This is a genomic window from Shinella sp. WSD5-1 (genome assembly GCF_963942435.1).
In the GTDB taxonomy this organism is placed as follows: Bacteria; Pseudomonadota; Alphaproteobacteria; order Rhizobiales; family Rhizobiaceae; genus Shinella; species Shinella yambaruensis.
Genome location: NZ_OZ012596.1, coordinates 2,323,477 through 2,342,665 on the forward strand (window position 1 = coordinate 2,323,477; position 19,189 = coordinate 2,342,665).

Here is a 19,189-nt window from a genome sequence, read left to right on the forward strand (position 1 = left end):
CTACGCGCCGCCGGCCGCATGTCCGGACCGGACTGTCGCGTAATAGGGGGCCAGCGCCGGAGCGATCTCGACCAGCGCATCGAAGGCCCTGTCATCGGCGGTGAGGCGTCCGGCATACTTGGCCTCGACGAACCGGGCGTGCAGCGCCTTCGCCTCTTCCGGCAGGCTGCGGACGGCGGTGAAGACCGGGGCCGCGCCGGTGCGGCCCTTGACCGTGATGCGGTCGAGTTCGAGCACGGCGAAATCCGTCGCCGTCAGCTGCGCCGTGCTTTCGCCGATGAGCAGCGGCACGCCATAGGCCTTGGAAGCGCCTTCGAGGCGCGAGGCAAGGTTCACCGCATCGCCGAGCACCGAATAGTCGAAGCGCCGCGAGGATCCCATGTTGCCGACCACGCATTCGCCGGTGTTGATGCCGATGCCGATGCGCAGCACATGGTGGGTGCCGCCGCTGGCCGCCGCCTCCGCCTGGAGCTTTGCATTCAGCGTCGCCATCACGTCGAGCATGTCGAGCGCGGCGGCCACCGCATGGCGGGCATGGTTCACGTCGTCGAGCGGCGCGTTCCAGAAGGCCATCACGCAGTCGCCGATATATTTGTCGATCGTGCCGCCGTGCTTGAGCACGATATCGGAGAGCGGCGTCAGCAGCCGGTTGATCAGCGTCGTCAGCTGCTCCGGGTCGTCCTTCATCGTCTCGGCGATGGTGGTGAAGCCGCGCACGTCGCAAAACAGGATGGAGAGCGTGCGCCGCTCGCCGCCGAGCTTCAGCTGCGAAGGATCGCGCGCGAGGCGCTCGACGAGGGCGGGCGAGAGATATTGCGAGAAGGCGCGCACGATCGCGCGGCGCCGGCGCCGCTCCTCCGCATAATCGAGCGCCGTCTGGCCGGCCGCGACCAGGAGAAGCGCGATGGTGGGGCCGATGGGCGAGACGAAGAGCCTGGCCTCGCGGATCAGCGCGAAGCTGAGAAGGCCGAGCATGGCGCTCGCAAGGATGCCGAGCACGGCCGTCTGCCAGCGCGTCGCGCGGCGCACGATCGCCGCCGAAACCAGGGCGGCGAGGGCGACGGCGGCGATGGCGAGCGGCGTGCCGGCCCGGGTGATCGCGGCGCCGGCGGTGAGATTGTCGAGGATCGTCGCCTGGATTTCCGCTCCCGCCACCAGCCGGCCGGTATGGACCGTGTAGGGCGTGGCGAAGGCGTCAGCACCGCCGGAATTGATGACGGGCGCATTCTGCAGGCTGAGGCCGACGATCACCACGCGGTCCTTGAACGTATCCGTCGGCAGCATGTTCTCCGGATCGAGCGCCTGGTAATAGGAGACCGTCGGATAGCTGCGCGCGGGGCCGAAGGATTGCAGCAGCTTGCCCTCGGGCGAGACCGCGGGCTTGCCCGCGATGCGGGCGAGGGCGCGCGCAAAGCCGTCCTCATAGCGCGGCAGGTCGCGAAAGACGCCGTCGCCGCCGAGCGTGATCGAGGCGATGCCCGTCACCGCGCCCGCCGCGGTGAACGCCGGCAGCGGCGTCGTGCGCAGAAGCTGCTCGGCCTGCGGCGTGACGATGACGCTCTCGTCGCCGGCCAGAACGACATCCGGGCCGAGCGTCGCGGCAAAGGCCGCATCGGAGGCCGGGTTGGAGGGTTCGGCGAAGATGATGTCGAGGCCGATCGCCGTGGCGCCGGCCTTGCGCAGGCTTTCGACCAGCCGGCCATGCAGTTCGCGCGGCCAGGGCCATTGCGCATTGATTTCCGCCAGCGACGGCTCGTCGATCGCGACGACCACCGGGCCACCGACCGGCGGGCGCGGATCATCGACGGTGGAAAGATAGTCGAAGGCGCGCAGGTCCGCGAGCGACCAGGCCGGAAGCTGCGTGAGGGCCGAGACGAGCACGACGACGGCAAGGGCGAGCACGGCAAGCCGGCGGGTGCGGCGCGACCAGCGGTGGGGAAGGCGCAGCGCTGTGCTCATGCACCGCTCCGGGCGGCGCGCCGCAGGGCAGGAAAGGTCGGCGGGCCGGGCGGCGGGATGAGGTTCAGCATGCAACCAGAACTCGACATCCCCCCGAAAAAGTCAAGCGGTGCCGAGGGGAGGCCGTTGCTTTCCGAAGGCACTCGGCTATCACGAGGCGGGCGCAGGAGGGACGGAAGCGACATGACGGCTTTGGAAACGCGGCAGACCATTCTCGGGCGGGCCCTCGATGGCACGCAGGGCATCGCGCTGGAGCATTTCGACCATATCCGCCGCATCAACGACGTCTTCTACGATCAGGTGAAGATCTCCGACCAGAAGGCCGCCTATATCTTCACCTTCATGCTCGCACTGCTGGTCACCTCCACCGAGAGCCGTGCCGTCTTCACCTGGGCGCGCTATGCGGAGGGCAACCCGATGGCGATCGCCTTTTCCGGCCTGCTCGCCTTCGCGCTGATCTTCTCCATCGTCTCGGCCATCCTCGTCGTGCTGCCGCGCCGGGTCGACAAGGCGACCTCGCTGTTCTGGGGCGCCTGGCCGCATCACCGCGAGGGGTTCCGCACGGCGGCGCACGAGCGTGACGTCGGCTACCTCTTCGAACAGTACATGCAGAATGCCGACGCCATGGCCTCCATCGCCCGCGACAAGTACCGCTTCGTCGGCTTCGCCTTCCGCGGCCTGCTGCTGACGGTCGTCGCCTATGTCGCGCTGCTCGCGACGCGCTAGGCTTGCCGTCGGCGGCGCGGAGCCGCTCATCCCGGAAAATTCCACGGCGGCGGCGGACTTCGCCGCAAATACGGCGCGGGGCCGCCTTTTAGCGCGCGGCATATTAGCCTACGCTTGCCGGGGCCGGGAACCTGGGGGAGAGGGCGATGCTGAAGAAGCCACCGTCGGACTATGCGCGAGGCTTTCATACCAAGGCGTTCGAGTGGAAGGGGATCTATATCCTCGCCAACGACGCCATTCCCGACGAGGCGGTCTACCGGGCTGCGGAGATCATCTTCAATTCCATCGCCGGGGCTGGGAAATACGTGTCCGCGATCGTCGATGCCGGCGGCCGCTTCGCCATCATCCCGGAAGGCACCAAGATCACCGAACTGCCGGATTATTCCGACCTCGGTGCGTCCTGGGGTATCTATCGGGGGCTGGGGGCCGTGCCGGGGCGGCCGACCTCGTCGTCCGGCGAGGAGAACCTGCTCAACTATCCGACCGACCCCTATGGCGGCAGCGAGAGCATCGCGCTGCACGAATGGGCGCACGCCATCGACAATCTCGGCGTATCGACGGTCGACAAGGGGCTGATGGAGTCTTTCTCCGCCGCCTATGAAAATGCCAAGCGCACCGGCCTTTGGAAGAACACCTATGCGGACGACACGCTCGACGAATATTTCGCGGAGCTGAGCCAGGCCTATTTCAACGACAATCCCGAGCGGGAGGGCGCGGACGGCATCCACAACGAGATCAACACCCGCACCGAGCTCGCGAAATACGACCCGAAGGCCTATGCCATCCTGAAGAAGATCTATGGCGAGGGAAAATGGAGCCCCGGCGACTTCTTCGGCGAGGTGGGCGCCGACATGTTGAAGGGCACGTCCGGCGACAACCTGATCTTCGGCAATGGCGGCAATGACCGGATCTATGCCGGCGCCGGCGCCGACTATGTGCTGGGCGGCACCGGCAACGATACGATCAGCGGCAGCGCCGGCAAGGACAAGCTGATGGGGGAGGCGGGCAACGACCGGATCAGCGGCGGCACCGGTGCCGACAGTCTCCATGGCGGCTCCGGCGCCGATGTCTTCGTCTTCGCCTCGGTCCGGGATTCGACCGCTTCGACGTCCGGCCGCGACACGATCGCGGATTTCAGCCGCGCCCAGAAGGACAAGATCGATCTCAAGGCGATGGACGCGAACACGAAGTCCGCCGGCGACCAGGCTTTCACGTTCATCGGCACCGATTCCTTCCACAAGAAGGTGGGTGAACTGCGCTACGAGAAGAAGAACGGCGATACGATCATCCATGCGGATGTCAATGGCGACGGAAAGGCCGACTTCTCCATCCTGCTCGACACCAGCCTCAGCCTGAAGGCGACGGATTTCATCCTGTAGGCCGGCTCCTGCACGGCGATCTCGCGTGAGTGCCGGGTCGTGCCGCTTTCCTGGCCGGGGCCTCGCCAGAGCATCTCCGCTTTCCTCCGAACAGAGAAAACACTCCAACCTTTTGTTTTGCCGCAAAACCGCTTCGCACTTTTGCTGGAATTGCTCTGATCACGGCCGCCCTTCGGCCTCGTATTGCCGGCGCATGACGAGCGTTGCGACGGCAAGCTGCTCCTCGACGGCATCCCGTTCGGCAATCAGCGTGCGCAGCGCTTCCAGGGCATCGCCATTGTGAAGGGCGAGGATTTCGGCGGCTTCCTCGCGCACGATGCCGCCCTGTCGTCTTGAAACGCGCATCATTGCAGCCGCAGCTCCAGCTGAGTCTTGGACTTCAGCACATAGAGGGGCTTGGCGACCGCCTCCAGCTTGCGCTGGAATTCCGCCCGGTGAGCCTGCTGCTTTTCGCGCAGGGCCCGGCAGGCAGCAACCTCGGCCAGGGCCCGTTCGATGGCATCGCTTTGCATCGGCACCTCCATTTGTTCCCTTTATGTTCTTATTTTTGGCGGCAACTGTCAAGCGGCCTGGCAATCCGCACGGAACGCGGCCGGAGGAAGGACGGCGGGGATATGACGGTGATAACCGGGGCAGACCCGGCGAGGCGTCACCCGGAAACGGCGGCGCGGACGAGCTGGCGAAGCGCCTCGCTGTCGCGAAAGCACAGGACCTCTATGGGGTCCTGCTTCCCGGCCAGCATCACGGGGGCGAAGGTGAAGGCGTGCGGTTCGCCCGCCGCCATCAGGACCGCCTCTTTCGAGGCGATCAGCGTCGCGCCCAGCTGCTTGGTCTGGGCCTCCAGCCGCGCGGCGACATTGCCGGTATCGCCGAGGAAGGGCATGCCTTCGAGGCCGCCCGTCCACTCCGTGCCGACGACCGCAACCCCGACATGCAGGCCGATCCCGATGCGCAGCGGCTCGTTCAGTTCCTGCCGCAGCTCCTCGTTCAGGGCGTCGATCCCCTCCCACAGCCGCAGCGCCGCGCGAAAGGCATCGCGCGCGGCATCATGCGTCGGCCCGTCGGTGCCGAAGACGCTCATGACGCCGTCGCCGGCAATGTTCGTGACATGGCCGCCGCTCGCCCGCACCGCGGAGGACACGGCCTTGATGTAGCGTTCGACAATGAAGAAGGTGTCGTAGGGCAGGCGATCGTCGGCAAGGCGCGTGGATTGGCGCAGGTCGACGAAGAGCGCCGCCACCTCCGCCTCCCGGCGGGCGGCCGTCACTGGGCCGAACCGGCCCTTCGGCAGCTGGGCCGCAGTGGCGGAATGCACGAGCGGCACGACGGCGATGTCGCGTTCCGGCCGGATCTGGCAGGCGAGCCGCACCGATGGCGGTGCCCCGATGCGCCGCAGGAGGCGCTGCTCGTCGCCCGCCGGGGCCGGCAGCGTTTCGCCGCCGGCGGTAATCTCGACGCGACAGGTCGAGCACCGGCCCCGGCCGCCGCAGACGGAGGCATGCGGAATGGCCGACCAGCGGCTCGCCTCCAGCACGCTGAAACCGACGGGAACGGAAACGACGCGGCCGCCGGGATAAGTGATCCGGACCGAATCGAACCGCGCGGCGTGCCAGTCGCGCGCCATGCGCAGGATGAAGATGCCGGCAAGCAGGGCGAGATAGCCCATGGTGAAGCGGTTTGCGACGGCATTGGCCTCGGCGGCTGCGGCCGCGGCGGGCGAACCCGGCAGGTCGTGCAGGCCGGGCCGCAGGGCTTCCGCGCCCTGGGCGGCAATGTCGCGCATGTCGAGGCCCGCATTGATGAAGCCGAGCACCGCCAGCACCGGCAGCAGGGTGGCGAGCGACATCAGGATAGGCACGGAGCGCGGATACCAGGATTTGCCGCGCAGCCAGGCGCGCACGCCGATGCAGCCGTGGATCCACACGACGATGATCAGCAGGAACTGGCGGGGCAGGCCGACCTCGGGGCTGGCGACCCAGAGCGCGTAGACGGTCTTGTCGAAATCGATTCGCGCGCCGTAGACGCCCTTCAGATAGGCGATCGCCCCGGCATGGGCGAAGAGCACGGCCGGGATGGCGAGGCCGAAGGCCAGTTGCACGGCATCGACCGCGGGCAGCCGCAGGTGCCGCCGCCGATAGAGCGCGCGCAGCCCGAGCGCCGCGTGAATGGCGAGCCCGCCGTAAAGCAGCACCCGTCCCGGCAGGCTCTGCCACGGCTGAAAAAGCACCCGGCTCGCCATTTCCATCGCCTCGATGGAGCGGATGCCGAAGGCCTGGTTGAGGAGGTGCATCGTCGCGTAGAGAAAAAGGGTCAGGCCCGTCCACAGCCGAAGCCGGCGCAAAAACGCCCGGGATGCCGCCGGGCGCTCGTCGGTTTCGTTGCCAAAACGCTGCCCCGCCGCAACCTTGCCGCTCAAGCAAAACACCTCATATGCCTAAAATCCCGAATCCATCCGCGGGATGGCGCGGTGTCCTGCCCGATTTGCCGGCAGATCGGCGCAAATCCGCTCTTTCTCAAGTCAACTAGTGGCTCAGGCCCTGATTGCAACCAAATTTGACGTGCCGCAGGACAATTCTCCGCGATCTCTTGACGGGAAGGCGCGGCTTGCAAGAATGAGCGCACAGGCCGTGCGCGAAAGCCCGGGAAAGACGGCTCCCCGCACGAAAAGCGTTGAAATCGCTGGAAAACTTGAACTTTTGGGGAAAATGGTGGGCGATGAGAGACTCGAACTCCCGACATCCTCGGTGTAAACGAGGCGCTCTACCAACTGAGCTAATCGCCCGCCGCGTTGGTGGCCGTGATCTATGCGGAACCGGATCAAACCGCAAGAGGCAATCGCAAAGTTTTTGCATTTTTTTGAATGCGGCCATGACGATGCGTGAGGCTGTGGAAACATTTTCGGACGCGTCATTCTTTTGTCGTGAAACCTGCTTGACACCCAGGGGCGAACCCCTTAGTTAGCCGCTCATCGAACGGCTGAGGCCGCTCGGGACGGATGTTTTGCCATCCGGTCGCTTTCGAGGATGCGGGTGTAGCTCAGTCGGTTAGAGTGCCGGCCTGTCACGCCGGAGGTCGCGGGTTCGAGCCCCGTCACTCGCGCCACTCGAAAGACCGGACGAAACGTGCCGGGGCCGAAAGGCCACAAGATGCGCGGGTGTAGCTCAGTCGGTTAGAGTGCCGGCCTGTCACGCCGGAGGTCGCGGGTTCGAGCCCCGTCACTCGCGCCATTCTTCTTTCTCTCCAGTCTATTGCGGTTGTTTCCTGATGCGGCACGTTATGATTGGTCGTGGCTATCGGTCGCGGTCGGTTTCGTGTCGGGCCGCAGAATGCGGGGCAGCGGCGGATCGGTGCCGCCGGGCGGTGCGATCGTGCGCTCGGCCCGTGTGCCGGGGACGGTGGCAGGGTCGTTTTCTTCGCAACTGCGGCGAAACGTCCCGCATTGCGTCAGTCATGAAATCGTAACGATTTAAATGGCTTTGCGCCCGGGGTTTCGCGGCTGTTCGGAAAACAACACAATGAATGGGGCGAAAGCCGGACAAAGCCTTGCGCGGGGGCGCTCACTGCGCTAACGACGGGGCGTTGCAACATACTTTCTCGGCTTGCAGGTTCTCACGACCAACAGGCGTCTCTCCGGCGCCACGAGCAGGCAGGATGGACGCCAATGACTGAACTTCTCGGTTCCTATATCCCGATCGCCATCTTCATCGGTATCGCGCTCGTGATCGGCCTTGCGCTGCTGGTCGCGCCGTTTGCCGTCGCATACAAGGCCCCCGATTCGGAAAAGCTCTCCGCTTACGAGTGCGGCTTCAATGCGTTTGACGATGCGCGCATGAAATTCGATATCCGCTTCTACCTGGTGTCGATCCTCTTCATCATCTTCGACCTCGAAGTCGCCTTCCTCTTTCCCTGGGCCGTCTCCTTCGGCGACATGGGCTGGTTCGGCTTCTGGTCGATGATGGTCTTCCTCGGCGTGCTGACCATCGGCTTTATCTACGAATGGAAGAAGGGAGCGCTCGAATGGGAGTAGCCCACACCAACACGACGCTCGTCGCGCCGCAGGCCAGGGGGATCATCGATCCCAACACCGGCAAGCCCGTCGGCAGCAACGACGCCTTCTTCGGCGAGATCAACAACGAACTCGCCGACAAGGGCTTTCTCGTTACCTCGACGGATGAGCTCATCACCTGGGCGCGCACCGGCTCGCTGATGTGGATGACCTTCGGTCTCGCCTGCTGTGCGGTGGAGATGATGCAGCTCTCCATGCCGCGTTACGACGTCGAGCGCTTCGGCTTCGCGCCGCGCGCCTCGCCGCGCCAGTCCGACGTCATGATCGTCGCCGGCACGCTGACCAACAAGATGGCGCCTGCGCTCCGCAAGGTCTACGACCAGATGCCGGAGCCGCGCTACGTCATCTCGATGGGCTCCTGCGCGAACGGCGGCGGCTACTATCACTATTCCTATTCGGTGGTGCGCGGCTGTGACCGCGTGGTGCCGGTCGACATCTATGTACCAGGCTGTCCTCCCACGGCGGAAGCGCTCCTTTACGGTGTGCTCCTGCTGCAGAAGAAGATCCGCCGGACCGGTACGATCGAGCGTTAAGGGCAGGGGACTTTAAGATATGAGCGAAGCCCTCCAGGAGCTTTCCTCCCATATCGGCGAAGCGGCCGGCAATCTCGTCGCCTCCGCCGATATCGCCTATGGCGAACTCACCCTGAAGACGGACGGCGCCCGCGTCGTCGAGCTTCTGACCTTCCTGCGCGACGACGTGCAGTGCGGCTTCGTCAACCTCGTCGATATCTGCGGCGTGGACTGGCCCGCCCGCGCCGAGCGTTTCGACGTGGTCTACCACCTCCTGTCGCCGCGCCAGAATGTGCGCATCCGCGTCAAGGTCGCGACCGGCGAGGACCAGCCCGTTCCCTCCGCCTGCGCGGTCTATCCGGGCGCCGACTGGTTCGAGCGCGAAGCCTACGACATGTACGGCATCCTCTTCACCGGCCATCCGGACCTGCGCCGCATCCTCACCGACTACGGCTTCGAGGGGCACCCGCTGCGCAAGGATTTCCCGACGACCGGCTTCGTGGAAGTGCGCTACGACGACGAGGTGAAGCGCGTCGTGTACGAACCCGTCGAACTGAAGCAGGAATTCCGCAACTTCGACTTCCTCTCTCCCTGGGAAGGCACGGATTACGTGCTGCCGGGGGATGAGAAGGCGAAGACGAACTGATCGATTTAACTGCGAATAGCGAGTAGCGAATAGCGAATAGTTATCGCCGAGACGGAAGGAGAAGCAGACGGTAAACTCCTACAAGGAACTCAAGGTATGGCAGGCGGCGATAGAGCTCGCCGTCGATGCTTATAAAGCGACTGGAGAGTTTCCGAGGTGTGAGCTCTATGGGTTGACGTCCCAGATGCGGAGGGCGGCTGGTTCAATAGCAGCCAATATCGCAGAAGGTCATGGACGTGAAACCACAGCTCACTTCATTCAGTTTCTGCGATTTTCGCAGGGATCCTTGAAGGAGTTCGAGACCCATTTGATCATAGCCAACAAGGTCGGTTTTCTGCAGGGCCAGTCGTTCAAGGAACTGATGGGCCGGTCGGAAGATGTCGGAAAAATGTTGCGCGCTTTGATCAGAAGTCTGCAGGACAAGCTATGAAACGACCAACGAACCCTATTCGCTATTCGCTATTCGCTACTCTCTCCCAGCGCGGAGCGCGCCCATGAACGAGCATAACGTTCGCAATTTCAATATCAACTTCGGCCCGCAGCACCCCGCTGCGCACGGGGTTCTCCGTCTCGTGCTCGAACTCGATGGCGAGATCGTCGAGCGTGTCGATCCGCATATCGGCCTGCTGCACCGCGGCACCGAGAAGCTGATCGAGACGAAGACCTATCTTCAGGCCGTGCCCTATTTCGACCGCCTCGACTACGTGGCGCCGATGAACCAGGAGCACGCCTTCGCGCTTGCCGTCGAGAAGCTGACGGGCACGGAAGTGCCGATCCGCGGCCAGCTGATCCGCGTGCTCTATTCGGAAATCGGCCGCATCCTCTCGCACCTCCTCAACGTCACGACCCAGGCCATGGACGTCGGCGCGCTGACGCCGCCGCTCTGGGGCTTCGAGGAGCGCGAGAAGCTGATGGTGTTCTATGAGCGGGCCTGCGGCGCGCGCATGCACTCGGCCTATATCCGCCCCGGCGGCGTGCACCAGGACCTGCCGCACGAACTGGTGGAAGACATCGGCAAGTGGATCGACCCGTTCCTGAAGACCGTCGACGACATCGACGAGCTTCTGACCGGCAACCGCATCTTCAAGCAGCGCAACGTCGATATCGGCGTGGTGAAGCTGGAAGACTGCTGGGCCTGGGGCTTTTCGGGCGTCATGGTGCGCGGCTCGGGCGCGGCCTGGGACCTGCGCCGTTCGCAGCCTTACGAGTGCTATTCCGACCTCGACTTCGACATCCCGATCGGCAAGAACGGCGACTGCTACGACCGTTACGTGATCCGCATGATCGAGATGCGCGAAGCGGCGAAGATCATGCGCCAGTGCGTCGACCGCCTGCTCGGCGACGCCAAGGTCGGCCCGGTCTCCTCGATCGACGGCAAGATGGTGCCGCCGAAGCGCGGCCAGATGAAGCGCTCGATGGAAGCGCTCATCCATCACTTCAAGCTCTACACCGAAGGCTACCATGTGCCGGCCGGCGAGGTATATGCGGCCGTCGAGGCGCCGAAGGGCGAGTTCGGCGTCTATGTCGTCGCCGACGGCACCAACAAGCCGTACCGCTGCAAGATCCGCGCCCCGGGTTACGCCCACCTGCAGGCGATGGACTTCATCTGTCGCGGCCACCAGCTCGCCGACGTCTCGGCGATCCTCGGCTCCCTCGACATCGTGTTCGGCGAGGTCGATCGCTGATGCCGAACGTTGCCCTTGCCACGCTGATCCTCCTGGCAACCGCCGCTGCCGCCAACGCGCAGCAGGACGTGCAGATCGGCGCGTCCGGCACCACCATGGGGGCCTTGGCGAGCCAGGGCTACGAGATTAAGGCGGCGGCGCCGAATGGCAGCCGCTACGTCGTATTCATGCAGAAAGACACGTCGGCCTACGCCTGCGAATTCGTCAACACGACGCAAACGCAGTGCCGGCAGATCAACTGAGACAAGGCGTTACAGAATGTCCGTTCGTCGACTAGCCGATGACAATGTCCAGCCCGCCAGCTTCGCCTTCACCAAGGAGAACGCGGACTGGGCCGAGGCAACGATCAACAAGTACCCGAAGGGCCGTCAGCAATCGGCGGTCATCCCGCTTCTGATGCGGGCGCAGGAGCAGGACGGCTGGGTCACCAAGGCGGCGATCGAATCCGTCGCCGACATGCTCGGCATGGCCTATATCCGCGTGCTCGAGGTCGCGACCTTCTACACCCAGTTCCAGCTGCTGCCGGTCGGTACGCGCGCCCATGTCCAGGTCTGCGGCACGACGCCCTGCATGCTGCGCGGCGCGGAAGACCTCATCAATGTCTGCAAGAAGCGCATCCATCCCGAGCCTTTCCATCTCAACGAGACGGGCACGCTCTCCTGGGAAGAGGTGGAGTGTCAGGGCGCCTGCGTCAACGCGCCGATGATCATGATCTTCAAGGACAGCTATGAGGACCTGACGGCGACGCAGCTCGAGCACATCATCGACCGTTTCGACGCCGGCAAGGGCGCCGACGTCACGCCCGGCCCGCAGGTCGACCGCATCTTCTCCGCCCCGGTCGGCGGCCTCACCAGCCTCAACGAGCCGGAAGCGGCTGCCAAGAAGGCGCCGGCCCGCGCCAAGAAGACCGAGGAGGAGAGCGTCAGCGTCCCCCCGTCGAATGCCGCCAAGCCGAAGACGGATGCCGTCGAGACCGATCCCAAGCTGAAGACGCCGGCGACCGCCAAGGCGGAAGCGGCCGCCAATGCCGAGGCAACCGGCGACACGCGCGCCGAGGGCGGCGATGCCGCCGCCAAGCAGCCGCTCGCGGAGGCCGGCAAGCCGTCGCTGGAAGACAAGAACCGCCCGGCCGCCATCGCGCGCCCGCAAACGCCCGACGACCTGAAGCTCATCTCCGGCGTCGGCCCGAAGATCGAGGGCATCTTGCACGAGCTCGGCATCTTCACCTTCGCGCAGGTCGCGGCCTGGAAGAAGGCGGAGCGCGAATGGGTCGATTCCTATCTGAATTTCAAGGGCCGCATCGAGCGCGACGACTGGGTCAGGCAGGCCAAGGCGCTCGCCAAGGGCGGCGAAGCGGAATACATCCGCGTCTTCGGCAAGAAGCCGCGGTAAAGGGGTGAAACATGCTTAAGGACCAGGATCGCATCTTCACCAACATCTACGGCACCAAGGACAAGTCGCTGAAGGGCGCCATGGCCCGCGGCCATTGGGACGGCACCAAGCAGCTGCTCGAAAAGGGCCGTGACTGGATCATCAACGAGGTCAAGGCCTCGGGCCTGCGCGGCCGCGGCGGCGCCGGCTTCCCGACCGGCCTCAAGTGGTCCTTCATGCCGAAGGAATCTGACGGCCGCCCGCACTATCTCGTTGTGAACGCCGACGAATCCGAGCCCGGTACCTGCAAGGACCGCGATATCCTGCGCCACGATCCGCACACGCTGATCGAAGGCTGCGTCGTCGCCTCCTTCGCCATGGGCGCGAACGCCGCCTATATCTATGTGCGCGGCGAGTTCATCCGCGAGCGCGAGGCGCTGCAGGCGGCGATCGACGAGTGCTACGACGCCGGCCTTCTCGGCAAGAACAACAAGCTCGGCTACGACATCGACATCTATGTCCACCACGGCGCCGGCGCCTATATCTGCGGCGAGGAGACCGCGCTGCTCGAAAGCCTGGAAGGCAAGAAGGGCCAGCCGCGCCTGAAGCCGCCGTTCCCGGCGAATATGGGCCTCTATGGCTGCCCGACGACGGTCAACAACGTCGAATCGATCGCCGTGACGCCGACCATCCTGCGCCGCGGCGCCAGCTGGTTCTCCTCGTTCGGCCGCCCGAACAATGTCGGCACCAAGCTGTTCATGATGTCCGGCCACGTCAACCGTCCCTGCACGGTCGAGGAGGCCATGGGCATCTCCTTCAAGGAAATGGTCGAAAAGCACGGCGGCGGTATCCGCGGCGGCTGGGACAACCTGCTTGCCGTCATCCCCGGCGGCGCATCCTGCCCGGTCGTCAAGGCCGAGGACATGATGAACGTCACGCTCGACTTCGACGGCCTGCGCGAGGTGAAGTCCTCCTTCGGCACCGGCGGCATGATCATCATGGACCGCTCGACCGACATCATCAAGGCGATCTGGCGCATCTCGGCCTTCTTCAAACACGAGAGCTGCGGCCAGTGCACGCCGTGCCGCGAAGGCACCGGCTGGATGATGCGCGTCATGGAGCGCATGGTGAAGGGCAATGCGCAGAAGCGCGAAATCGACATGCTGTTCGACGTGACGAAGCAGATCGAAGGCCACACGATCTGCGCCCTCGGCGATGCGGCGGCCTGGCCGATCCAAGGCCTCATCCGCAACTTCCGCCCGGAAATCGAGGCACGCATCGACCAGTATACGGCCAACGCCATGGCGCACGGCGCCGTGCTCGAAGCAGCGGAGTAAGACGATGAAGACGCCGGCAGGACAGGATGCGAATGCAACCAGGGTTCAGCCGGCGGAGGCCGGCGGGAACGATCCCTTCGGGCTCGCGCCCTGGCTGCGGGAAATGCCGGACGTGCCGCTGCACCCGCTGATGGCCCATCCGGTGGCGGCGATGGCCGCGACGACCGCGATCGGCTTCGGCATTGCGGGCCAGATGGCCGGTGCGATGCTGGGCCTGATGCAGAGCGCGGCGGAGCGGGCCAAGGTGGTGCTCGACGAGGCCGCGGCGCTGGCGGCGGAGCCGCAGCCGGTGGAGCCGGTCAAGGCGAAGCCGGCGCTGACCGTGGTGCCGAAGGCGGAAAAGCCCGCCGTGGCGAAGACGGTGACGGTGGCGCGCGAGAAAAGTGCGACGCCGAAGGCGGCCGGTGCCAGACAGGCGCGCAAGGTGCCGGCGGCGAAGTCCGCCAAGGCCGATGACCTGAAAGCGATTTCGGGCATCGGGCCGAAGCTGGAGCAGGTGCTGAACGGCATGGGCTTCCGGCGCTATGCCGACATCGTGGGCCTGACGCCCGCCGATGTCGCAAGGATCGAAGCCGAACTCGGTTTCGCAGGGCGCATCGCCCGCGATGGCTGGGTGGAGCAGGCAAAGGCGCTGGCGAAGGGCAGGGGCTGAGACCCCGCCGGAACCGGCAGATGGAACAAGGCCGAAGGGACGGGACCCGGACCTGAGGCTGGACAGAATGGCGCTGGCGAGACGCGGGGCTTTCCCGCGTCAAAAGCGGGATTGAGATATGGCAAAGCTGAAAGTCGACGGAAAAGAAATCGAAGTCCCGGATCACTTCACGCTGCTTCAGGCGTGCGAGGAGGCCGGCGCCGAGGTTCCGCGCTTCTGTTTCCACGAGCGGCTGTCGGTTGCCGGCAACTGCCGCATGTGCCTCGTCGAGGTGAAGGGCGGCCCGCCGAAGCCGGCGGCCTCCTGCGCCATGGGCGTCAGGGACCTGCGCCCCGGCCCGAACGGCGAACCGCCGGAAGTCTTCACGACCACGCCGATGGTCAAGAAGGCACGCGAAGGCGTGATGGAGTTCCTGCTCATCAACCACCCGCTCGATTGCCCGATCTGCGACCAGGGCGGCGAATGCGACCTGCAGGACCAGGCGATGGCCTTCGGCATCGACAGTTCGCGCTACGCGGAGAACAAGCGCGCGGTCGAGGACAAGTATATCGGCCCGCTCGTCAAGACGATCATGAACCGCTGCATCCACTGCACGCGCTGTGTCCGCTTCACGACGGAAGTGGCCGGCATCACCGAGCTCGGCCTGATTGGCCGCGGCGAGGATGCCGAGATCACCACCTATCTCGAACAGGCGATGACCTCCGAGCTGCAGGGCAACGTGGTCGACCTCTGCCCGGTCGGCGCGCTGACCTCCAAGCCCTTCGCCTTCACTGCCCGCCCGTGGGAGCTGAACAAGACCGAATCGATCGACGTCATGGACGCCGTCGGCTCGGCGATCCGCGTCGATACCCGCGGCCGCGAGGTGATGCGCATCCTGCCGCGCGTCAACGAGGAGATCAACGAGGAGTGGATCTCCGACAAGACCCGCTTCATCTGGGACGGCCTGAAGACCCAGCGTCTCGACCGCCCCTATGTCCGCAAGGACGGCCGTCTGCAGCCCGCCAGCTGGGCCGAGGCCTTCGGCGCCATCAAGGCCGCCGTCGCCGGCAAGCCGGGCGACCGCATCGGTGCGATCGCCGGCGACCTCGCCTCCGTCGAGGAAATGTATGCACTGCGCGAGCTGATGGCCTCGCTCGGCTCGAAGAATATCGACTGCCGCCAGGACGGTTCGGTGCTCGATCCGTCGCTCGGCCGTGCCAGCTACCTGTTCAACCCGACCATCGAGGGCATCGAGCAGGCCGACGCGCTGCTCATCGTCGGCGCCAATCCGCGCCTCGAAGCCGCCGTGCTCAACGCCCGCATCCGCAAGCGCTGGCGCATGGACAACTTCCCGATCGGCGTGATCGGCGTCGAGGGCGAGCTGCGCTACGACTACGACTATCTCGGCGCCGGCACGGACACGCTTTCGGCCCTCATCGACGGCTCGCTCTCCTTTGCCGAAAAGCTGAAGAAGGCCGAACGCCCGATGATCATCGTCGGCCAGGGCGCGCTGTCGCGCGCCGATGGTCTCGCCGTTCTCTCGGCCGTCGCGAACCTGGCGGAAAGCGTCGGCGCGGTGACGGCGGACTGGAACGGCCTTGCGGTCCTCCACACCGCGGCCGCGCGCGTCGGCGGCCTCGACCTTGGCTTCGTGCCGGGCGAGGGCGGCAAGACCGCGGCCGAGATGCTGACCGGCACGGACGTGCTCTTCCTGCTTGGCGCGGATGAAATGGACTTTTCCAACAAGACCGCCTTCACGGTCTATATCGGCTCGCACGGCGACAATGCGGCGCATGTCGCCGACGTCATCCTGCCGGGCGCGACCTATACCGAGAAGTCGGGCACCTGGGTCAACACCGAAGGCCGCGTCCAGCTGGGCAACCGCGCCGGCTTCGCGCCGGGCGACGCCCGTGAGGACTGGGCGATCCTGCGTGCGCTGTCCGACGTGCTCGGCAAGAAGCTGCCCTTCGATTCGCTGGTGCAGCTGAGAGCGAAACTCCACGCCGCACACCCGCATTTCGCCGCGATCGACGAGATTGCGGCCGGCGATATCGCCGATCTTTCCGCACTTGCGAAAAAAGGCGGGACGATGGCGAATTCCGGGTTTGCGTCTCCGATCAAAGACTTCTATTTGACGAACCCGATAGCGCGCGCCTCCGCGGTCATGGCCGAATGCTCGGCGCTGGCCCGCAACAATTTCAAAGCCGCGGCGGAATGAGCGCGAAGGGATAAAGCATTATGGACGCTTTCGTTTCGACCTATGTTTGGCCCGGCCTGATCATGGTGGCCCAGTCGCTGCTGCTCCTGGTCGCGCTCCTGGTCTTTATCGCCTACGTGCTTCTGGCCGACCGCAAGATCTGGGCGGCCGTGCAGCTGCGCCGCGGCCCGAACGTCGTCGGCCCCTTCGGCCTGTTCCAGTCCTTCGCCGACCTTCTGAAGTTCGTCTTCAAGGAGCCGGTGATCCCGGCGACGGCCAACAAGGCGATCTTCCTGCTCGCCCCGCTCGTCTCCGTGACGCTGGCGCTCGCCACCTGGGCGGTCGTGCCGCTCAACGACGGCTGGGTGATCGCCAACATCAATGTCGGCATCCTCTACATCTTCGCGATCTCCTCGCTCGAAGTCTACGGCATCATCATGGGCGGCTGGGCTTCGAACTCGAAGTATCCGTTCCTCGGCGCGCTGCGCTCCGCCGCGCAGATGGTCTCCTATGAAGTCTCCATCGGCTTCGTCATCGTCACGGTGCTGCTCTGCGTCGGCTCGCTGAACCTGACGGATATCGTCAATTCGCAGCGCGACGGCCTCGGCACGATGATCGGCCTGCCGGGTTCTTTCCTGGATTGGCACTGGCTGGCGCTGTTCCCGATGTTCGTGGTGTTCTTCATCTCGGCGCTCGCCGAGACGAACCGCCCGCCCTTCGACCTGCCGGAAGCCGAATCCGAACTCGTCGCCGGCTTCATGGTCGAATACGGCTCCACCCCGTACATGATGTTCATGCTCGGCGAATATGCCGCCATCTGCCTGATGTGCGCGCTGACCACGATCCTCTTCCTCGGCGGCTGGCTGCCCCCGGTCGATGTCTGGTTCCTCAACTGGGTCCCGGGCATCATCTGGTTCGTCCTGAAGGCGTCCTTCGTCTTCTTCATGTTCGCGATGGTGAAGGCCTTCGTGCCGCGCTACCGCTACGACCAGCTCATGCGTCTCGGCTGGAAGGTCTTCCTGCCGATCTCGCTCGCCATGGTCGTCATCGTTGCATTCGTGCTGAAGCTCACGGGCTGGTCCGCATGAGGACCGCCCTGACCCTCAGCAGCATTGGAGCTTGAAATGGCTAGTCTTTCGCAAGCCGTAAATTCGCTGTTCCTCAAGGAATTCGTCGGGGCGTTCTTCCTGTCGATGCGCTACTTCTTCCGCCCCAAGGCGACGGTGAACTATCCCTTCGAAAAGGGCCCGGTCTCCCCGCGCTTCCGCGGCGAGCATGCGCTGCGCCGCTACCCGAACGGCGAGGAACGCTGCATCGCCTGCAAGCTGTGCGAAGCCATCTGTCCGGCTCAGGCCATCACCATCGAGGCCGGCCCCCGCCGCAACGACGGCACGCGCCGCACGGTGCGTTACGACATCGACATGGTGAAGTGCATCTATTGCGGCTTCTGCCAGGAGGCCTGCCCGGTCGACGCCATCGTTGAGGGGCCCAACTTCGAGTTCTCGACGGAAACGCGCGAAGAACTTTATTACGACAAGCAGAAGCTGCTCGAGAACGGCGATCGCTGGGAGCGGGAAATCGCCCGCAACATCGCGATGGACTCGCCCTACCGCTGATAGCCGGCGCAAGGGTAAAACGAAATGCATGTGCCTGACGGCATAAGGTCGTCAGGCTTCGACGGGGGAGGGGGGACCTCCTCCGGGGAAGACGAAAAGGCACCAAAATGGGTCTGCAGGCTCTATTCTTCTATCTGTTCGCCTTCGTGGCGGTGGCGTCCGCCTTCATGGTGATCGCGTCGAGGAACCCGGTCTATTCCGTGCTGTTCCTGATCCTCACCTTCTTCAATTCGGCGGGCCTCTTCCTCCTGACGGGCGCCGAGTTCCTGGCGATGATCCTGCTGGTCGTCTATGTTGGCGCCGTTGCGGTTCTCTTCCTCTTCGTCGTGATGATGCTCGACATCGATTTCGCCGAACTCAGGGCAGGCGCGCTGGAATATGCTCCGGTGGGCGCACTGATCGGCCTCATCCTTGCGATCGAGCTCGTGGTCGTCGTCGGCGGCTCGACGCTCTCGCCGGAGATCGCCGCCAATGCCTCGATGCCGATCCCGCCGGTCGCCGAGCGTACCAACACGGCCGCCCTCGGCGACGTGCTCTATACGCACTACGTCTATTTCTTCCAGATCGCCGGCCTCGTGCTGCTCGTCGCCATGATCGGCGCGATCGTGCTGACGCTGCGTCACAAGCCGCATATCAAGCGCCAGGATATCCCGACGCAGGTCGCCCGCACGCCGGAGACCGCCGTCGAGGTGGTCAAGGTGAAGCCCGGTCAGGGCATCTGAGGCAGCGCGGACCCAAGGAAAAGCATCATGGAAATCGGTATTTCCCACTATCTCACCGTCAGCGCCATACTCTTCACCCTCGGCGTCTTCGGCATCTTCCTCAACCGGAAGAACGTCATCGTCATCCTGATGTCGATCGAATTGATCCTGCTTGCGGTCAACATCAACATGGTCGCCTTCTCGGCGTTCCTGAACGACATCGTCGGCCAGGTCTTCGCGCTGTTCATTCTGACCGTCGCGGCTGCGGAAGCGGCCATCGGTCTTGCAATTCTCGTCGTCTTCTACCGCAACCGCGGTTCGATCGCCGTCGAAGACGTCAATATGATGAAGGGCTGATCGGGT

20 protein-coding genes and 3 tRNA genes are annotated in these 19,189 nt (G+C 64.8%); 18 read left to right on the forward strand and 5 right to left on the reverse strand.

Annotated elements, in window-relative coordinates; all coding sequences use genetic code 11:
* Positions 1-1,959, reverse strand: a complete 1,959-nt coding sequence (locus tag AABQ55_RS11370) for an adenylate/guanylate cyclase domain-containing protein (RefSeq protein ID WP_272805089.1) — start codon at positions 1,957-1,959, stop codon at positions 1-3.
* A gap of 183 nt (positions 1,960-2,142) precedes the next feature.
* Between AABQ55_RS11370 and AABQ55_RS11375 the strand changes: the two genes are divergently transcribed.
* Together AABQ55_RS11375 and AABQ55_RS11380 are read left to right on the forward strand one after the other, a co-directional pair.
* A complete protein-coding gene (locus AABQ55_RS11375) occupies positions 2,143-2,685 on the forward strand; it encodes a Pycsar system effector family protein (protein ID WP_272805090.1) in 543 nt (180 codons plus the stop codon).
* Between the two features lie 146 nt (positions 2,686-2,831).
* Positions 2,832-4,064 carry a M10 family metallopeptidase C-terminal domain-containing protein gene (locus AABQ55_RS11380; RefSeq protein WP_272805091.1) on the forward strand — a complete coding sequence of 411 codons (1,233 nt, stop codon included), beginning with the start codon at positions 2,832-2,834 and terminating at the stop codon, positions 4,062-4,064.
* 159 nt (positions 4,065-4,223) lie between these two features.
* On the opposite strand, the gene AABQ55_RS11385 is transcribed toward AABQ55_RS11380, so the two are convergent.
* The 4 genes from AABQ55_RS11385 to AABQ55_RS11400 all read right to left on the reverse strand — a co-directional run bounded on the left by AABQ55_RS11385 (position 4,224) and on the right by AABQ55_RS11400 (position 6,846).
* A complete protein-coding gene (locus tag AABQ55_RS11385; RefSeq protein WP_244765834.1) occupies positions 4,224-4,412 on the reverse strand; it encodes a hypothetical protein in 189 nt (62 codons plus the stop codon).
* Positions 4,409-4,576, reverse strand: a complete 168-nt coding sequence (locus tag AABQ55_RS11390; protein WP_244765833.1) for a hypothetical protein — start codon at positions 4,574-4,576, stop codon at positions 4,409-4,411. Before AABQ55_RS11390 ends, AABQ55_RS11385 begins: the two co-directional genes overlap by 4 nt.
* A gap of 137 nt (positions 4,577-4,713) precedes the next feature.
* Complete coding sequence (locus tag AABQ55_RS11395; RefSeq protein ID WP_272805092.1) at positions 4,714-6,480, reverse strand: adenylate/guanylate cyclase domain-containing protein; 1,767 nt, start codon at positions 6,478-6,480, stop codon at positions 4,714-4,716.
* Positions 6,481-6,770: 290 nt separating this feature from the next.
* Positions 6,771-6,846 (reverse strand) — tRNA-Val (locus tag AABQ55_RS11400).
* 243 nt (positions 6,847-7,089) lie between these two features.
* Here AABQ55_RS11400 and AABQ55_RS11405 point away from each other — a divergent pair.
* The 16 genes from AABQ55_RS11405 to nuoK all read left to right on the forward strand — a co-directional run bounded on the left by AABQ55_RS11405 (position 7,090) and on the right by nuoK (position 19,183).
* Positions 7,090-7,166: transfer RNA gene (locus AABQ55_RS11405), tRNA-Asp, on the forward strand.
* Between the two features lie 48 nt (positions 7,167-7,214).
* Positions 7,215-7,291, forward strand: a tRNA-Asp gene (locus tag AABQ55_RS11410).
* 434 nt (positions 7,292-7,725) lie between these two features.
* Positions 7,726-8,091, forward strand: coding sequence for an NADH-quinone oxidoreductase subunit A (locus AABQ55_RS11415; protein ID WP_064329771.1), 366 nt, complete (start codon positions 7,726-7,728; stop codon positions 8,089-8,091).
* The gene (locus tag AABQ55_RS11420; protein WP_244765831.1) at positions 8,082-8,663 is read left to right on the forward strand and encodes a NuoB/complex I 20 kDa subunit family protein; all 582 of its coding nucleotides are present in this window, start codon (positions 8,082-8,084) and stop codon (positions 8,661-8,663) included. Before AABQ55_RS11415 ends, AABQ55_RS11420 begins: the two co-directional genes overlap by 10 nt.
* Positions 8,664-8,682: 19 nt before the next feature.
* A complete protein-coding gene (locus tag AABQ55_RS11425; RefSeq protein ID WP_272805093.1) occupies positions 8,683-9,288 on the forward strand; it encodes an NADH-quinone oxidoreductase subunit C in 606 nt (201 codons plus the stop codon).
* Between the two features lie 109 nt (positions 9,289-9,397).
* The gene (locus AABQ55_RS11430; RefSeq protein WP_443021149.1) at positions 9,398-9,718 is read left to right on the forward strand and encodes a four helix bundle protein; all 321 of its coding nucleotides are present in this window, start codon (positions 9,398-9,400) and stop codon (positions 9,716-9,718) included.
* A 64-nt stretch (positions 9,719-9,782) separates the two neighbouring features.
* Positions 9,783-10,973 carry an NADH-quinone oxidoreductase subunit D gene (locus AABQ55_RS11435; protein ID WP_064329775.1) on the forward strand — a complete coding sequence of 397 codons (1,191 nt, stop codon included), beginning with the start codon at positions 9,783-9,785 and terminating at the stop codon, positions 10,971-10,973.
* The gene (locus AABQ55_RS11440) at positions 10,973-11,215 is read left to right on the forward strand and encodes a hypothetical protein (protein ID WP_244765829.1); all 243 of its coding nucleotides are present in this window, start codon (positions 10,973-10,975) and stop codon (positions 11,213-11,215) included. The genes AABQ55_RS11435 and AABQ55_RS11440 overlap by 1 nt, the downstream gene beginning before the upstream one ends.
* 16 nt (positions 11,216-11,231) lie before the next feature.
* Positions 11,232-12,365 carry an NADH-quinone oxidoreductase subunit E gene (locus AABQ55_RS11445; RefSeq protein ID WP_272805094.1) on the forward strand — a complete coding sequence of 378 codons (1,134 nt, stop codon included), beginning with the start codon at positions 11,232-11,234 and terminating at the stop codon, positions 12,363-12,365.
* 11 nt (positions 12,366-12,376) lie between these two features.
* Positions 12,377-13,681 (forward strand): NADH-quinone oxidoreductase subunit NuoF, encoded by a 1,305-nt coding sequence (nuoF, locus tag AABQ55_RS11450; RefSeq protein WP_244765827.1) that lies wholly within the window; start codon positions 12,377-12,379, stop codon positions 13,679-13,681.
* 4 nt (positions 13,682-13,685) lie between these two features.
* Positions 13,686-14,333, forward strand: coding sequence for an NADH:ubiquinone oxidoreductase (locus tag AABQ55_RS11455; RefSeq protein ID WP_272805095.1), 648 nt, complete (start codon positions 13,686-13,688; stop codon positions 14,331-14,333).
* Between the two features lie 118 nt (positions 14,334-14,451).
* Positions 14,452-16,530, forward strand: coding sequence for an NADH-quinone oxidoreductase subunit NuoG (nuoG, locus tag AABQ55_RS11460; RefSeq protein WP_272805096.1), 2,079 nt, complete (start codon positions 14,452-14,454; stop codon positions 16,528-16,530).
* Between the two features lie 20 nt (positions 16,531-16,550).
* Complete coding sequence (gene nuoH, locus AABQ55_RS11465) at positions 16,551-17,597, forward strand: NADH-quinone oxidoreductase subunit NuoH (protein WP_244765824.1); 1,047 nt, start codon at positions 16,551-16,553, stop codon at positions 17,595-17,597.
* Between the two features lie 36 nt (positions 17,598-17,633).
* On the forward strand, positions 17,634-18,125 hold the full coding sequence (nuoI, locus tag AABQ55_RS11470) for an NADH-quinone oxidoreductase subunit NuoI (protein WP_023513863.1): 492 nt from the start codon (positions 17,634-17,636) through the stop codon (positions 18,123-18,125).
* 107 nt (positions 18,126-18,232) lie between these two features.
* Complete coding sequence (locus tag AABQ55_RS11475; protein ID WP_244765823.1) at positions 18,233-18,847, forward strand: NADH-quinone oxidoreductase subunit J; 615 nt, start codon at positions 18,233-18,235, stop codon at positions 18,845-18,847.
* A gap of 27 nt (positions 18,848-18,874) precedes the next feature.
* Complete coding sequence (nuoK, locus tag AABQ55_RS11480; protein WP_160860343.1) at positions 18,875-19,183, forward strand: NADH-quinone oxidoreductase subunit NuoK; 309 nt, start codon at positions 18,875-18,877, stop codon at positions 19,181-19,183.
* Positions 19,184-19,189: the final 6 nt, after the last annotated feature.

What these genes read in the sequence shown, in the direction of transcription:
- AABQ55_RS11370 (WP_272805089.1), bottom strand. Translation starts at nt 1,959, where the DNA reads ATGAGCACAGCGCTGCGCCTTCCCCACCGCTGGTCGCGCCGCACCCGC.
- AABQ55_RS11375 (WP_272805090.1), top strand. Translation starts at nt 2,143, where the DNA reads ATGACGGCTTTGGAAACGCGGCAGACCATTCTCGGGCGGGCCCTCGAT.
- AABQ55_RS11380 (WP_272805091.1), top strand. Translation starts at nt 2,832, where the DNA reads ATGCTGAAGAAGCCACCGTCGGACTATGCGCGAGGCTTTCATACCAAG.
- AABQ55_RS11385 (WP_244765834.1), bottom strand. Translation starts at nt 4,412, where the DNA reads ATGATGCGCGTTTCAAGACGACAGGGCGGCATCGTGCGCGAGGAAGCC.
- AABQ55_RS11390 (WP_244765833.1), bottom strand. Translation starts at nt 4,576, where the DNA reads ATGCAAAGCGATGCCATCGAACGGGCCCTGGCCGAGGTTGCTGCCTGC.
- AABQ55_RS11415 (WP_064329771.1), top strand. Translation starts at nt 7,726, where the DNA reads ATGACTGAACTTCTCGGTTCCTATATCCCGATCGCCATCTTCATCGGT.
- AABQ55_RS11420 (WP_244765831.1), top strand. Translation starts at nt 8,082, where the DNA reads ATGGGAGTAGCCCACACCAACACGACGCTCGTCGCGCCGCAGGCCAGG.
- AABQ55_RS11425 (WP_272805093.1), top strand. Translation starts at nt 8,683, where the DNA reads ATGAGCGAAGCCCTCCAGGAGCTTTCCTCCCATATCGGCGAAGCGGCC.
- AABQ55_RS11435 (WP_064329775.1), top strand. Translation starts at nt 9,783, where the DNA reads ATGAACGAGCATAACGTTCGCAATTTCAATATCAACTTCGGCCCGCAG.
- AABQ55_RS11440 (WP_244765829.1), top strand. Translation starts at nt 10,973, where the DNA reads ATGCCGAACGTTGCCCTTGCCACGCTGATCCTCCTGGCAACCGCCGCT.
- AABQ55_RS11445 (WP_272805094.1), top strand. Translation starts at nt 11,232, where the DNA reads ATGTCCGTTCGTCGACTAGCCGATGACAATGTCCAGCCCGCCAGCTTC.
- nuoF (WP_244765827.1), top strand. Translation starts at nt 12,377, where the DNA reads ATGCTTAAGGACCAGGATCGCATCTTCACCAACATCTACGGCACCAAG.
- AABQ55_RS11455 (WP_272805095.1), top strand. Translation starts at nt 13,686, where the DNA reads ATGAAGACGCCGGCAGGACAGGATGCGAATGCAACCAGGGTTCAGCCG.
- nuoG (WP_272805096.1), top strand. Translation starts at nt 14,452, where the DNA reads ATGGCAAAGCTGAAAGTCGACGGAAAAGAAATCGAAGTCCCGGATCAC.
- nuoH (WP_244765824.1), top strand. Translation starts at nt 16,551, where the DNA reads ATGGACGCTTTCGTTTCGACCTATGTTTGGCCCGGCCTGATCATGGTG.
- nuoI (WP_023513863.1), top strand. Translation starts at nt 17,634, where the DNA reads ATGGCTAGTCTTTCGCAAGCCGTAAATTCGCTGTTCCTCAAGGAATTC.
- AABQ55_RS11475 (WP_244765823.1), top strand. Translation starts at nt 18,233, where the DNA reads ATGGGTCTGCAGGCTCTATTCTTCTATCTGTTCGCCTTCGTGGCGGTG.
- nuoK (WP_160860343.1), top strand. Translation starts at nt 18,875, where the DNA reads ATGGAAATCGGTATTTCCCACTATCTCACCGTCAGCGCCATACTCTTC.